The organism is Parasutterella sp. St.1A3 (assembly GCF_059728705.1).
The window spans coordinates 905,825-919,365 of sequence record NZ_BAAGFK010000001.1 but is presented as its reverse complement, the minus strand read 5'-3'; the positions used below and the strand labels follow the sequence as shown (position 1 = coordinate 919,365).

The 13,541-nt window shown below is 52.4% G+C and carries 12 protein-coding genes; 1 reads left to right on the top strand and 11 read right to left on the bottom strand.

Features of this window, described 5'->3' with window-relative positions; translation table 11 throughout:
* The 3 genes from AC6I1F_RS04355 to AC6I1F_RS04345 form a co-directional block, all read right to left on the bottom strand.
* Positions 1–1,524: an FAD-dependent oxidoreductase gene (locus AC6I1F_RS04355; protein ID WP_251451179.1), complete on the bottom strand. Its 1,524-nt coding sequence runs from the start codon at positions 1,522–1,524 to the stop codon at positions 1–3.
* 102 nt (positions 1,525–1,626) lie between these two features.
* Complete coding sequence (locus tag AC6I1F_RS04350; RefSeq protein ID WP_160335124.1) at positions 1,627–2,340, bottom strand: response regulator transcription factor; 714 nt, start codon at positions 2,338–2,340, stop codon at positions 1,627–1,629.
* Entirely contained in the window at positions 2,306–4,411 is a 2,106-nt protein-coding gene (locus tag AC6I1F_RS04345) for a sensor histidine kinase (RefSeq protein WP_497801610.1), read from the bottom strand. Before AC6I1F_RS04345 ends, AC6I1F_RS04350 begins: the two co-directional genes overlap by 35 nt.
* A gap of 144 nt (positions 4,412–4,555) precedes the next feature.
* Here AC6I1F_RS04345 and AC6I1F_RS04340 point away from each other — a divergent pair, with 144 nt between their 5' ends.
* Complete coding sequence (locus tag AC6I1F_RS04340; protein ID WP_290432866.1) at positions 4,556–5,317, top strand: sulfite exporter TauE/SafE family protein; 762 nt, start codon at positions 4,556–4,558, stop codon at positions 5,315–5,317.
* A 112-nt stretch (positions 5,318–5,429) separates the two neighbouring features.
* Here the strand turns inward: AC6I1F_RS04340 and alr are convergent, their stop codons facing one another.
* From alr to AC6I1F_RS04300, 8 genes are all read right to left on the bottom strand, one after another.
* On the bottom strand, positions 5,430–6,512 hold the full coding sequence (alr, locus tag AC6I1F_RS04335) for an alanine racemase (protein ID WP_289185269.1): 1,083 nt from the start codon (positions 6,510–6,512) through the stop codon (positions 5,430–5,432).
* A gap of 60 nt (positions 6,513–6,572) precedes the next feature.
* Positions 6,573–7,475, bottom strand: a complete 903-nt coding sequence (locus AC6I1F_RS04330) for a ZIP family metal transporter (protein WP_289185270.1) — start codon at positions 7,473–7,475, stop codon at positions 6,573–6,575.
* Between the two features lie 132 nt (positions 7,476–7,607).
* Positions 7,608–7,913 (bottom strand): septum formation initiator family protein, encoded by a 306-nt coding sequence (locus AC6I1F_RS04325; RefSeq protein ID WP_290432865.1) that lies wholly within the window; start codon positions 7,911–7,913, stop codon positions 7,608–7,610.
* Between the two features lie 5 nt (positions 7,914–7,918).
* Complete coding sequence (gene eno, locus AC6I1F_RS04320) at positions 7,919–9,208, bottom strand: phosphopyruvate hydratase (protein WP_251570242.1); 1,290 nt, start codon at positions 9,206–9,208, stop codon at positions 7,919–7,921.
* Positions 9,205–10,086 carry a 3-deoxy-8-phosphooctulonate synthase gene (kdsA, locus tag AC6I1F_RS04315; protein WP_290432864.1) on the bottom strand — a complete coding sequence of 294 codons (882 nt, stop codon included), beginning with the start codon at positions 10,084–10,086 and terminating at the stop codon, positions 9,205–9,207. Before kdsA ends, eno begins: the two co-directional genes overlap by 4 nt.
* Positions 10,087–10,089: 3 nt before the next feature.
* Entirely contained in the window at positions 10,090–11,739 is a 1,650-nt protein-coding gene (pyrG, locus tag AC6I1F_RS04310; RefSeq protein WP_160335116.1) for a CTP synthase, read from the bottom strand.
* Between the two features lie 165 nt (positions 11,740–11,904).
* Positions 11,905–12,822, bottom strand: a complete 918-nt coding sequence (locus tag AC6I1F_RS04305; RefSeq protein ID WP_160335115.1) for a cation diffusion facilitator family transporter — start codon at positions 12,820–12,822, stop codon at positions 11,905–11,907.
* Entirely contained in the window at positions 12,819–13,514 is a 696-nt protein-coding gene (locus AC6I1F_RS04300) for a hypothetical protein (protein ID WP_160335114.1), read from the bottom strand. The genes AC6I1F_RS04305 and AC6I1F_RS04300 overlap by 4 nt, the downstream gene beginning before the upstream one ends.
* Positions 13,515–13,541: the final 27 nt, after the last annotated feature.

Sequence of the window (13,541 nt, the reverse complement as noted above, 5' to 3'; positions counted from 1 at the left end):
CTATTGACGCTTACGCTGAGCCGCGTTTTCCGCCGCAAGCATGGCGAATACACAGCATTCGGGCATTGAGCAGGCTGTCATGCGTTCCTGTCCGTGAAGACCGCCGGAGGCCTCTCCGACGACATAAAGTCCTTCAATCGGTTTGCCGTCGGCAAGCGCGATCGCGCGGCCCCTGAGGTCCGTACGAATTCCGCCGGGCGTGTAATTTAACCGCGGATTGATGACCATCGCATAAAGCGGACCGCTTAAGTCGAGCGTCTGCACTTTCCTTCCGGAGCGCTCCATCTGCTTATCAAAATCGGAGTCTTTGCCGGCTGCAATCAGTTTGTTGTACTTTTCAAGCTCATCAGCGACAACTTTGGGATCAGCGCCGTACGCCGCACACAAATCTTTCAGCGAATCGTACTTGTACATCGTGCCGTCAATACCGTTGAGGCCGTTCAGAGAACGCTGGACACGATTAAGGTTGTGGAATTTGCCGAGCGCTTTTTCGTCGTAAATAATGAAGGGCTTTTTATCGCCGTTAGTCATTCTTCTCAGAAGAACCGACTGCGCAAGCGCGTTTCTCGTGAGCCCCTCATTCAGGAACCTGCGGCTTGTCGCCGGATCGATCATAACGCCCCAGATCATATCTTCAGTCGGCAGCGGATAAGCGAAACGGAATAAGGACAAATGTATCGGCTGAGCGCCCGCTTTCACTAAAATCTTGAGCGCGCCGGAAGTCGCGCCGGGATTTGTCGTTGTCGCCACGCCGGCAAGAAACGGAACTTCCGCAGAACGAAATGCTTTGTCTCTGGCGTAACCGCCGGTCGCGAAGATGACGCCCTGATTGGCGCGGATCTTTTTCTCCACGCCCGTACGATTGGTCAGATCGTCGCTCTCAGGCGTATCAAAGTAATAATTCTCTCTGACTTTCAGACCGACCACCGCTTTCTTATCATCAAAGAGGACTTCATCGGCTTTGCAGTGCACTCGAACGGTCACGTTCTTAAGACCTTCCATGTACTTCCACAGCGCGTTCAGAAGACCGGCGCCGTCGCCCTCGGAAATCAGCACGCGCGGCTGGGAGTGACCGCCGAGCTTCAGAAGCCGTCCGTCCCACTTAACGCCTCTTGCGGTCATAAACGCTTCTGCTCTGGCGGTATTTTTCGCCATTTCCAGGGCTTTCTCATAGTCGCCCATAGAGCCGGACACTTTGTACATGTCAGAGGCAAGCTGCTCCGGAGAATCCTGAATGCCTTTGGCCTTTTGCGCGGGAGATCCGACACAGGCAAAATTCAGGCCGCTGATGCGGGAGGTACCCCCAAGACGGCTCATCTTCTCAATCATGAGCACTTTGGCGCCCTGCTCAGCTGCGCTCAGCGCGGCCATTGTTCCGGCAATACCGCTGCCAACCACAATAATGTCGAATGTCTCGTCAAAGGACGGTTTGTCCTGAGCCTGCGCGCCGCCTGCGGAGACCGCGGCCGCCGCGGCCGCGGCTGCCGTCTGAAGGAACTTGCGTCTGCAAAGAGATGAGGTCATATATTTTTCTCCTAGTGTTGAGAAATGGTTTTATATGACCCTCAGTGTGGCGCAAAGATGTTTCCAAGCCGCCACGAATTTTTCAAAAAGATTAAAAAAACGCTACAAAACTTCTTCCGAAAGATCTTCAATGTAGTAGCCGATGCCGGAGTAGGATGCGATCGCCGTTCCGGCCAAGCCCGCCTCCGTCAGCTTTTTGCGAATGCGGGAAAAAGACACGCGAAGATAATTGAGCTCGCCGATATATTCCGCGCCCCACACCTGACGAAGCAAATCCTCATGCGTGAAGATTGTTCCAGGACGTTTATTTAAAACCAGCAGCAGACGGAATTCGGTATCCGCAAACTTAATATCCGCATCTTTGTAGCGGCACATTCTTCGATCCGGGAACATCACCAAGTCTCCGTTGTGCACAGTTTGTTCGGGTGCCTTTTCCGAATTAACGCGGCTTCTTCTCAATACCGCTTTGATACGCGCCGTCAGCTCTTCCATCGAAAACGGTTTGACGACGTAGTCATCGGCTCCGAGCTCCAAAGCCTTTGTTTTAATGCGGACTTCATCACGAGCCGATAAGAATATCGTCGGAATCGAGTACCTTTTACGCATCTCACTAAGAAATGTCAGTCCGTCAACCTCCGGCATCATATAGTCAAGAATGATAATGTCCGGTTTGCTCTTCTCAAGCAGAAACATTGCTTCTTCGGCCGACGCAGACAGGAGAACATCAAATCCGAAACCGTCGAGTGAACGAGAGAGAAGGCGCCTGATCTTGCTTTCGTCATCAATAATCAGGACTGTCGGTCTGATGCTGTTCATCATTATCTCCGCGGGGTTTTAAAAAAATGGGTAATTCAATTGTAAAAACCGATCCGACTCCGGGCGTACTTCGCACCGAAATCGTTCCCTCATGAAGTTCTGCAAGCCGCTTGGTAATAAAGAGCCCGAGCCCTGTTCCGCTGATCTTGCGCGCAGAATCCATTCTGCACTGATAGAACCGATCAAAAACCTTTTCGCAATCAGCGCGTTCCATCCCGATTCCATTATCAGCAATTGTAATGACAAGACGGTCCTCTCTTCGCTCCGCATGCAGTGACACCCGACAAGGCCTTTCCGCCGAGCGGTAACGGTCCGCGTTGGAAAACAAATTCAGGAGTATTTGCAGAAACGCCTGTTTGTCGATAAACGCGGCTTTAGCCTCTTCGCTGATAGATACCTCGCAGCTGAAGTCATCCTGCCGAAGAAAACGTTTAAGCGCCTTTGAAATAAGCGGTTTTATGAGACAAAGCTCCCGATGAATCATATAGGAGCCGGACTCAAGTCTTGCCACATCAAGCCAGCGGGAAATTAAAGACTTCATTTCGTCTGCTTCATCAAGCAGCGCCTGAGCTGAAGATTTCAGCGCGTCACGGTCGGAGTTGTTGCGCAGATATTCCGCTTCGAGACAAATACAGGAAAGCGGCGTTTTGAGTTCGTGCGCCGCAACACCGATCAGCTCATCCTTTAATTTATCGACCTGAACCTCGGATGTGGCGTCCCGCATCAACACAACGACTAAGTCGTCTTTATCGATCTTCAGAGCGCGTAATTCATAAATAACTTTCTCGTGTTCACGGAAAATTTTCCCAAACGGGTTGGCGATGGCTGCTTCAATAACCTCATCAAGCTTGAGGGAGCGATCAGAGAGCACTGCCTGGGCCGCTTTATTGGAAAACAAAATACCGCCTTCTCTATTAAGAAGAACGACACCCTCGCTAATATCCGAGAAGACCACGCGCAGCATCGACTCCTGTTTATGAATCACATCCACCTGAGCCTGCACTTTATCTTCCAAGGATCGATTCAGCTGACTGAGCCTCTCGGTGGCTTCGTTCAATTTCTTCTGCATACGGCTGTAAAGCACCTGAAGCTGAACGATTTCTTTAGGAGAGCGTACTCGTTCGGATTTATCCGGAAGACTTCTGCCCGCCTGCATCTGCTTTGAGAGCTTTTCCACCGCACGCGCCACCGATACGGAAGCGGCATATCCGAACAAAATTGCCGTACACGCGGTAAAGAGCCAGACGATTAGATTGTTAAAAAGCAGTTTCTTATAGACACCGGCTCGATCTGTCTCGCTTGAGAACACGCCAACCAGCCAGTCTGAGCGGCTCAGCGGCTGAAGTATGCCGAGAAAACCGTTGATCGATATGGCCGAGGCACCCTTCGTGACCACTTTCAGTTCCGAAGAAGTCAGGTTCACTGCACCGGTTCCTTTTGCGGATGAAGAAAAAATTTCTCTGCCCCTGCGGTCAAAAATCGCGATTCGAAACTTGTCATCAGGCAAATCCTTCAAAACCGAATCGGAAAGCTCCCTCAAATCGAGCGCCGCCACCGCCAAACCCAAAAACTCCGATCCTTCGTACACAGACTTAGTGATGTTGACAATATCGCTGCGGGTCGCACCAACCGCATGGACAAGCCCGGACACGGTGACATCGGAGCTTCCCGCTCCTTTCCAATGGTCCCGACCGTTATGTGAAATTCCGAAGTTCGGCTCCCCTCGATCATTGAACCGCGGAGAAAAGGCGACGCTTCTGCCCTCAGCATCATCGAAATGGATGTTCAGAATTTCGGGCGCGCTTCGTCTGAGTTCATCTAAATGCCTCGAGAGTTTTTCCTGCTGATGACGCTCCTCCTTAAAGTACTCGGCGGCAACGCTGATCAGTCTTAGAGAAGACTCGAGCTTTGCATCAAGGCGATCGGAAACATACAGCGAAATCTGCTTTCGATTGGTTTCTTCCTTTGCGAGCTCATTCTGTGCTGACGAATACTGAAGCAGCCCGAGCACAACACACGGGAAGGTCGCGGCGGCCGCAGAAATGCAGAAAAGGATCGTACGAAATCGCATGGACAGTCGCTTTTTAAGAAGGAAGCTCGACTCATTATCTCCTAATTTCGCAGGCCGTTCGCTTGGCGTTTTCCATACTACGGACTTTCATAAAATCAAACAGCAAAGAGGATAATGTTGGTAAACCACAAAAAAGCTCAATCCATGGAAATCACCTTAACCATCATTCTGATCTGCTGCGCAGCCTTCTTTATTGCAGGATTCGTCGACTCTATCGCCGGCGGAGGCGGTCTCATCACAATGCCCGTGCTTCTTCTGCTGGGACTTCCCGCGCATTACACGCTCGGCACAGCCAAACTCTCTTCCTGTCTCGGTTCACTGACTGCGCTTATCACCTTTTGGAGAAAAGGAGCCGTCATAAAAGAAGTCGTCATACTCGGCGTTATCACGTCCTACTTGGGCGCTGCGGGCGCTTCCGGCGTCACGCTTCTTCTCTCAAATGAACTGATGACGATCATCATGATTTTTATGCTGCCGCTCGGGCTTCTGATCTCGCTCTTTTGCGGAGCCCTAAAGCTGGACGATCAGCCGCTTCCGAAGAAAGGACTTTGGTGGCGAGTCAGCGCGATCGGTCTTTCCGTCGGCTTCTACGAAGGGTTTTTCGGGCCCGGCGCGGGAAGTTTCTTTCTGATCGGAATCCATCTGCTGCTCCATGCAGGTTTAGTGAAATCTTCCGGCACAGCCAAGGCGTTCAATATCGCGGGCAATCTCGGCGCAGTCACAACCTTTGCATCGGCCGGAACCGTTGTATACGCGCTTGCGGTTCCCTGCGCCATTGCCAGCATTCTGGGCAACCATCTCGGAGCCGCCTATGCGGTAAAAGTCGGCCCGCGTCTGATACGCAATATGCTTTATGTCGTGCTCTTCATACTCCTCGTATCGCTGGTCGTTAAATTTGTTATCTAAGAGAATGCTCAGCGCTTCAGAACCTAACGGTTACAGCGCAATATTGAGAAAATATTGAATATCAATAAAGTCACAGCGGCAGGAGCGTTCGACGGGAAAATACCGGGGGCGGTTACTTCAAAACGCGGGGAACGCGCTTGGCTACCGCGCATAGTAGTTCATAACCGATGGTGTCAAATGACGCGGCCGCTTCGTTCACTGAAAGCTCCCTGCCCCAAAAGACCACTCTGCTGCCTAAGCCCGCCTGCGGCACATCCGTCACATCAATCGTCAGCATATCCATCGAAACATTGCCAACCACCGGGGCAAAACGCCCTTCAACAAAAACTTTGCGGTCTTTGCCCGATTTCCTCGGATAGCCGTCCGCATAGCCGCAGGCGACAATCGCCAGACGCGTCGGCCGCTGCGCGATGAATTTGGAGCCGTAGCCCACCGCTTCTCCGACTTCGAGATCCTGCAGCGCCATAATCTCACTCTCGAAATTCATCACAGGCTCAACTCCAAGGGCTTCGGATGTGATGTTTCCATCAGGGCTTACACCGTACATTGCAATGCCTGCGCGCACCGCATGATCCTGCGCCTCGGGATGCCAAAGAATGGCTCCGGTATTGGACAGACACATATTCCCATACGCTCTGAGCGCCTGAAGGGCCGCAAGCTGCTTCTCAACCGTCACCGGCCGATCCTGAGGATAGGTCAATTCAGCGTTCGCAAAATGCGCCAAAATATCCGCGACTACCACATTGGGAATTGCCTGAAGCCGCTCAAGCACGCCTTGAATCCGATCCGGCCTAAAACCCAAACGATTCATGCCGGTGTTGCATTTCACATGCACGCGAAGCGGTTTTTTAAGCTGCGCGCGCTCAAGCCACTCAATCTGCCGCTCCTGATGAATCAATGTTTCAAAGTCATACTCGGATGCGGTTTGAATATCCGCTTCACTGAAAACGCCTTCAATCAGAAGAATGGGCTTGCGCCAGCCCGCTTTGCGCGCCTGCACGCCTTCGGAGGGATCGAGCAGCGCAAGACCGTCAACCGCTTTGTCAAAGACCGGCAAAAGACCGATAAGTCCGTGCCCGTATGCGTCCGCCTTAACAACCGCCCAAAAAAAACGCGCTCCGGCTTTTTCACGAAGACGTTCAATGTTTCTTAAAAGCGCAGAAGAATCAATAACGGCACGAATTGGTCTTGTCATGACGATAAATCCAAGGATTGAGCAATTCCTACATTCTAGCGACTTACCGTCACGAAATATTTAACCGAGCCCTCGATCCAATACCATCAGCAGACAAAAACCAAACATCAGACCCAGCGTCGCGGCGGTCTGATGGCCTCTGCGATGAGTCTCCGGAATCACTTCGTGGAAGACCACAAAGAACATCGCGCCCGCTGACAGCGCTAAACCGAGCGGGTAGGCATAGCCGAGCTGCGCGGTAAGACTGACTCCGAATAAGGCGCCAATCGGCTCCATGAGCCCGGAGAGCACGCCGATCATGACGGCTTTCACACGTGAAATGCTCGTTGTACAGAGCGCAAGAACAACCGCTAGCCCCTCAGGCAGATCCTGCAGAGCGATCGCCGCGGTCAGCGGAACGCCAATCTGCATATCTTCTGCGGCAAATGAAATACCCATCGCCATGCCTTCAGGAACGTTGTGAATAATAATTGCAAGCACAAACAGCCAAATCCCGTCGCGAACCTGGATTTCCGGCCCTTCCGCGCCGCTCTCAAAATGCTCATGCGGCGTAATGGCGTTGATGCCCAGCAAAAACACAATGCCGAGAAATATGCCGAATATGACCCACGCCATTGAAAGCCATTCATTGGCAAAAAGCTTATCACTCGCTTCCAGCGCCGGCATCAAAAGAGAGAAGAAGGCTGCCGCGATCATCATTCCGGCCGCGCTTCCTAACATCAGATCCTCAGTTCGATCCGAAAGCTTGTTCATGAAGAGCCCGGGAATCGAGCCCGCAGCGGTGGCCGCAAACCCGACCATGCCCGCGCCTAAAGCATAGAGCGGCGCTTTCTCGTTGAGAACGAGAATGTCATAGACGGCACTCGCGCAGCTAAAGAAAACAATCAGAAAAAATAAAGCGCAGAAACACGCCCAAAGTTTATGCCTGCGGGCGTAATCTGCAATCGTAAGCGGCTGAATCAAAATCTGTCCTCCGAGTTGCTTCAAGCATATTGAATCTCAGAGTCCGTTCGATCCCGAATCGGCTAATCTGAGTACACAAAAAAACGGACTGTCGTCAAAGGCAGTCCGTCTCGCTGAGTCATTAAAGCACTGCTATGGTTTTAACCGAATCAGCACTTCGTTTTCCTTAATCATGTTCAGCCTGCTGCGCGCCCGGCTCTCCATCGCATGCTCGCCGCCGCGAAGGCTCTCGGCCTCCGCGGAGAGTCGATCAAGCTCTTCTTCGAGCGCTTTGTTGATGCGCTTCTGCTCATCAACCTGGGCACGCAACTCCGCAAGATTCGCGACACTGCCCTTGCCTTTCCAAAGCGGATACTGAATCGCGGCGACTAAGCCGAGAAGCAGAATCGCGAGAAGACGAGGAACAGTCAGATTGACCTTGCGGTTATAGCGTGACATAAATACTAGCGGCGTTTGATGTTGTAGAAGGCGTCAAGGCCCGGATAAACCGCAACTTCGCCAAGCTCTTCTTCAATACGAAGCAGCTGGTTGTACTTGGCCATGCGGTCGCTGCGGGACATTGATCCGGTCTTGATCTGGCCGGCGTTGGTGCCGACGGCGATGTCAGCAATCGTGGAGTCCTCGGTTTCACCGGAACGATGAGAGACAACCGCGGTGTAGCGAGCGCGTTTGGCCATCTCAATCGCTTCAAATGTCTCGGTCAGCGTGCCGATCTGGTTAATCTTGATCAGGATCGAGTTGGCGATGCCGCGTTCAATACCCTCTTTCAGAATCTTGGTGTTGGTCACGTAAAGATCGTCACCGACGAGCTGGATTCTGTCGCCGAGCGCTTCGGTAAGCTTGGCCCAGCCTTCCCAATCGCCTTCAGCCATGCCGTCTTCAATCGAGATGATCGGATACTTGTCGCACCACTCAGTCATCTTCTGAATCCATTCATCAGCTGTGAGCTTCAGGCCCTGTCCCTTCTGGTCATAAATACCGTCGTGGTAGAACTCGCTCGAAGCGCAGTCAAGGCCGAGGAATACGTCTTTGCCGGGCTTGTAACCGGCCGCTTCGATCGCTTCCAGAATAAATTCAATCGCGGCTTCGTGGCTGTCAATGTTGGGTGCAAAACCGCCTTCGTCACCAACCGCTGTGGACATGCCCTTGGCGTTCATAATCTTCTTGAGCGCGTGGAAAATCTCCGCGCCGCAGCGCAGGGCTTCACGGAAAGAAGGCAGACCGGCCGGAATAATCATGAATTCTTGGATGTCCAGGTTGTTGTTGGCGTGCGCGCCGCCGTTCACCACGTTCATCATCGGAACCGGAAGGTTGCAGCCGTTAATGCCGCCGAAATAGCGATAAAGCGGCAGGCCGAGCTCATCAGCCGCGGCTCTGGCGACCGCCAGAGAAACAGCCAGAATCGCGTTGGCGCCGAGACGGGCTTTGTTGGGCGTACCGTCAAGCTCAACCATGAGCTTGTCAATGAGCGCCTGCTCGGTCACTTCAAGACCGAGAATTTCATCACGAATCTCACCGTTGACATGGTCAACCGCGGCTAAAACACCTTTGCCGAGGAAACGGGATTTGTCTCCGTCGCGAAGCTCAATTGCTTCACGGCTGCCGGTGGATGCGCCGCTCGGAACCGCTGCGCGGCCAAAGGCGCCGGATTCAAGAATAACTTCCGCTTCAACGGTAGGATTGCCGCGGGAGTCCATTACTTCACGGCCGATTACTTCAACAATTGCACTCATTGATGCCTCTTTGATGTTGGGTTAACGTAATTGATTTTTAAAAACTGATCACCGGTCTTAACCAGCGTGTCGATCTGCTTGAGCGTGGTCAGAAGCTCTTCCATCTTGTCAAGCGGAACCATGTTCGGACCGTCGCTCTTGGCGCAGCACGGATTCGGATGCGTTTCCATAAAGAAACCGGAAACACCGACCGCGGCGGCCGCTCTCGCAAGCGGCGGAACAAATTCGCGCTTGCCGCCCGAAGAAGTTCCCTGTCCGCCGGGAAGCTGCACGGAATGCGTCGCGTCAAAAATCACCGGCGCATTGCACTCACGCATAATCACCAGACTGCGCATGTCCGCGACTAAATTGCCGTAGCCAAAACTCGCGCCTCTTTCGCAAACCATAAAACGGTCTTCATCCAGGCCGGCTTCTTTGGCAGCGTGACGCGCCTTCAGAACAACCTGCTTCATATCCTGCGGCGCAAGAAACTGACCCTTCTTAATATTGACGGGCTTGCCGCTTCTTGCACACGCGACGATAAAGTCAGTCTGTCGGCATAAAAACGCCGGAGTCTGAAGCAAATCCACAACAGCGGCTGCTTCAGGCACTTCTTCGGCCGTATGCACGTCTGTGACGACGGGAACTCCAATCTGACGGCGAACTTCTTCCAAAATACGCAGACCGTTCTGCATGCCCGGACCTCGGAAACTCAGATCCGAGGAACGGTTCGCTTTGTCATAGCTCGCCTTAAAAATATAGGGAATCCCAAGTTTATCGGTGACTTCCTTCATCTTGCCGGCAATATCAAGAACCAACTGCTCGCTCTCGATGACACAGGGGCCAGCCAGCAAAATAAACGGATGATTCAGACCGACTTCAAAACCGCAAAGCTTCATAAATTATTTCTGATCCTTCTTCTCGTGTTCGTGGTGGTACTTGGCTGCCGCGTTAATGAACGCGTTAAACAGCGGATGACCAAAACGCGGGGTGGAGGTAAATTCCGGATGGAACTGAACACCCATAAAGAAAGAGTGGTCAGGCAGTTCCATAATTTCAGGCAGATTTTCTCCCGGAGTGCGGGCGGAAATCACCATGCCGGCCTTTTCAAACTGATCGCAGTAGGCGTTGTTCACCTCATAGCGATGACGATGACGTTCGGCTACCTCATTGCCGTAAATAGAAGCGGTCAGTGTGCCGGGCTTAACCGGAACGATCTGCTTGCCTAAACGCATTGTACCGCCGAGGTCGCTGTCCTCGCTGCGGCGTTCAATAACACCGGTGTGATCCTTCCATTCGGTGATCAGCGCGACCACAGGATGCGGCGTATCGGCGTCAAGCTCGGTGGAGTTGGCCCTGCCTAAACCGCAGACATTGCGCGCGAATTCAATCACAGCAAGCTGCATGCCCAGACAAATGCCGAGATACGGAATATCATTTTTACGAGCATACTCAATCGCTTTGATCTTGCCTTCAGTGCCGCGCTTGCCGAAGCCGCCCGGAACCAAAATTGCGTCCATGCCCTTGAGGCAGTCAGTACCGTCTTTCTCAAGAATTTCCGCTTCAATAAAGGTCACGTTGACTTTATGACCGGTGTGAATACCGGCGTGAACCAGCGCCTCATTCAGAGACTTGTAGGAATCCTTCAGGTCATACTTTCCGATCATCGCAAGATTGACTTGATCTTTAGGATGCTCCAGACGGTCTACAACCTTGTCCCATGCGGACAGATCCGCCGGCTTCGGGTTGATGTCAAGCGTCTTGCAGACGATGTCGTCAAGTCCCTGCTCATGCAGCATCATCGGGACTTTGTAAATAGTGTCCACGTCCCAAACGGAAATCACGGCGTCCATCGGAACATTGGCAAAAAGAGAAATCTTGGCGCGCTCATCATCCGGAATCTTGCGATCGGCTCGACAAAGCAGCACGTTCGGAATGATGCCGATCTTGCGCAGCTCACCTACAGAATGCTGAGTCGGCTTTGTCTTCAGTTCTCCGGCGCTTGCGATATAGGGCACGAGCGTCAGATGAATGAAACAGGTATTGTTTCTGCCGGCACGCAGCGACAGCTGACGAACCGCTTCAAGGAACGGCAGAGATTCAATGTCGCCCACCGTTCCGCCGATTTCAACCAGCGCGATATCTGGGTCGCCCGCGGCATGCGCGCCGCGCGCAATGAAGTCCTGAATCTCGTTTGTAATGTGCGGAATCACCTGCACGGTCTTGCCCAAATACTCTCCGCGGCGCTCCTTGCGCAGCACGTTGCTGTAAATCTGGCCGGTTGTAAAGTTATTGGCCTTGTGCATCTTCGGAGTAATGAAGCGCTCATAGTGACCTAAATCCAGGTCGGTTTCCGCGCCGTCTTCCGTTACGAAGACTTCGCCGTGCTGAAACGGGCTCATCGTGCCCGGGTCAACGTTAATATAAGGATCCATCTTAATGATGGTGACGGTTAGTCCTCTGGACTCCAGGATGGCGGCTAAGGAAGCGGCTGCAATACCTTTCCCCAGTGAAGAAACCACACCGCCTGTAACAAATACATATTTCGTCATCTTATTCTCAGCAGAAAAAAAAAAGAGACGCGCTTCAAGTGAGTTGGCGTAATCCCGCTAATTATAACTTTAGTGTCCTAATTTGTAACCCGCTCGAGGTTCGTTCTGACGGTTTGATACATGTACGCGGACACAAAAAGGGCAAACACGGAGCTACTCAGCGCTTTAATGCGTCTCAGTCTTCGAAGAGGCAGGCTCCGGCTGAAGCGTAATGTGCGAAATACCGTACCGCGTTTCCAGCATTTGACGGCACTGCTCAAGTACTTCCGCCCAAGTGTTCATATCCTCAATCAGCACGTGCGCCGACAACGCTATTTCATTGGGCGTCATATCCCAAATGTGCAGGTCATGCACGGCATACACATTCGGAATCCGTTCAAGATCTGATCCGACCTCCGCGTAAGGAATCCCCTCGGGAACACCGTCTAAAAGCAAATGTACGGAATCACGAAGCACGTGATACGAAGAGTTCAAAATCAGCAGACTCACAAATATCGACAGAATCGGGTCCACAACCGTCGGACCGCCGAAATAAATCACAGCGCCCGCAATAATCGCAGCCACCGAGCCGAGCAAATCTCCAAGCACATGAAGAAGCGCCGCCCGTGTATTCAGACTGTCCTTATCGTGTGAAAGTGTCTTGGCGACCACAATGTTGATAATCAGACCAACCGTCGCCACGATAAACACACTCGCGCCGTTTACGCTCTGCGGATCGGTAAATCGCTCAACCGCTTCAAAAACAATCCAGCCGACTACCCCGAACATCACAATCGCATTGATGAGCGCGGCCAGTACTTCGACCTTGGCCAGACCGAATGAATACTTTCCAGTTGCCGGACGAGCCGCCAGGAGATTCGCCGCCAGCGCAAAAAGCAGCGAAGCCGAATCCGTTACCATGTGACCGGCGTCTGAAATAAGCGCTAGAGAATTGGATAAAAAACCGCCGACCGCTTCAACCAGCGCATAGCCAAGCGTTAAACACACCGCGGCAATAAGCACTTTCTTGGATGTTCCGCCGCCCTGATGGGTATAGCTGCTGTCACCGTGAAAATGCTTGGTAAGCTGACTCTCTAAATTCATGGTTGTTCACTGTTCCCGACCGCCTGCAGCAGCGACAGATCGCTAAGTTTCAGTCGATAGCCGTCAAGGAGCTGTTCCATCAGGCACTTTTCTTCATATTTCGGATACCGGCGCCCTTCTGCCGCTAAAAATTTCTCAATGACTTTTTTAAGCGTTTTTTCGGGCTCATGCCGGTCAAGCTCACGGATGACCGCATCCGTGGTCAGCACGCTTCGTTTCATGAGACCGGTGCCTAAGATGTTAATAATGGTCTCTCTGAAACAGTCAATCTTGTATGACATCGCTCGCTTACGGCTCACCAGCGGAATGAAAATAAAAAACAGGCCCACGCCGATGCTGATCGGAATGGAAACTCGTCCCGCAACCGATTCAGGGATCGACAAAACCGCCAGAAGAACCGCCGCCAAAATAAAGCTTCCGCCCACAATCCACATCATAAACGCGTCTGTCAAATGCTCAAACCGACCCATACGGCTGACGTCAGCCTCTAGCCGGTCAATCTGATTAAGGACATGAACCGCTTCTTTGCGGGAAATCGAAGCTTCCCGAACCAGAGTTCCGATCGGAATCATGTTCAGAAAATCCCACTCCGCTTTGGAGAGCGCCGACGGATTGCGGCTCAGCTGCAGAAAAAGCGCAGCAAGCTTTAATCCGACATCCGAATCCTCTTGATAATAATGGTTGTATGTCATAAACGCGTGTCAACAGAAGTGTGCCGC

Coding starts and splice junctions, on each gene's coding strand:
- AC6I1F_RS04355 (WP_251451179.1), bottom strand. CDS start 1,524: ATGACCTCATCTCTTTGCAGACGCAAGTTCCTTCAGACGGCAGCCGCG.
- AC6I1F_RS04350 (WP_160335124.1), bottom strand. CDS start 2,340: ATGAACAGCATCAGACCGACAGTCCTGATTATTGATGACGAAAGCAAG.
- AC6I1F_RS04345 (WP_497801610.1), bottom strand. CDS start 4,411: ATGCGATTTCGTACGATCCTTTTCTGCATTTCTGCGGCCGCCGCGACC.
- AC6I1F_RS04340 (WP_290432866.1), top strand. CDS start 4,556: ATGGAAATCACCTTAACCATCATTCTGATCTGCTGCGCAGCCTTCTTT.
- alr (WP_289185269.1), bottom strand. CDS start 6,512: ATGACAAGACCAATTCGTGCCGTTATTGATTCTTCTGCGCTTTTAAGA.
- AC6I1F_RS04325 (WP_290432865.1), bottom strand. CDS start 7,913: ATGTCACGCTATAACCGCAAGGTCAATCTGACTGTTCCTCGTCTTCTC.
- eno (WP_251570242.1), bottom strand. CDS start 9,208: ATGAGTGCAATTGTTGAAGTAATCGGCCGTGAAGTAATGGACTCCCGC.
- kdsA (WP_290432864.1), bottom strand. CDS start 10,086: ATGAAGCTTTGCGGTTTTGAAGTCGGTCTGAATCATCCGTTTATTTTG.
- pyrG (WP_160335116.1), bottom strand. CDS start 11,739: ATGACGAAATATGTATTTGTTACAGGCGGTGTGGTTTCTTCACTGGGG.
- AC6I1F_RS04305 (WP_160335115.1), bottom strand. CDS start 12,822: ATGAATTTAGAGAGTCAGCTTACCAAGCATTTTCACGGTGACAGCAGC.
- AC6I1F_RS04300 (WP_160335114.1), bottom strand. CDS start 13,514: ATGACATACAACCATTATTATCAAGAGGATTCGGATGTCGGATTAAAG.